Genomic DNA, 389 nt, shown 5'->3' with positions numbered 1-389 from the left:
GGGCATATCTCCCTTAATTGCAACCTCCTGGGAGCGATGCAATAAGCTGATGAAACGGGAGACATGGAACGTACCACATCAGGCCCAGGGCGTGACATTTGCTTCTATTTATCGGCGTAAGAAAGCGATGCTGACGCTCGGGCAGGCTGCGCTGGAAGATGCCTGGGAATATATGGCACCGCGAGAGTGTGCGCTGTTTATCCTCGATGAAACCGCCTGCATTCTCAGCCGTAATGGCGATCCGCAAACCTTGCAGCAGCTAAGTGCACTGGGATTCAATGACGGCACGTATTGCGCCGAGGGAATTATTGGTACTTGTGCGCTATCGTTAGCGGCTATCTCTGGTCAGGCCGTGAAAACGATGGCCGATCAACATTTCAAACAGGTAC

1 protein-coding gene is annotated in these 389 nt (G+C 52.7%); it reads left to right on the top strand.

From position 1 onward, the window contains the following. Positions 1-49 precede the first annotated feature (49 nt). On the top strand, positions 50-389 hold a 340-nt coding region (locus tag EVJ29_RS15325), incomplete at its 3' end, for a hypothetical protein (RefSeq protein WP_201739029.1).

The organism is Exiguobacterium sp. SH4S7, assembly GCF_004336795.1.
GTDB classification, from domain to species: domain Bacteria; phylum Bacillota; class Bacilli; order Exiguobacteriales; family Exiguobacteriaceae; genus Exiguobacterium; species Exiguobacterium aurantiacum_A.
The sequence above is the reverse complement of the archived record's forward strand: the minus strand, read 5'-3'. Positions and strand labels throughout refer to the sequence as shown.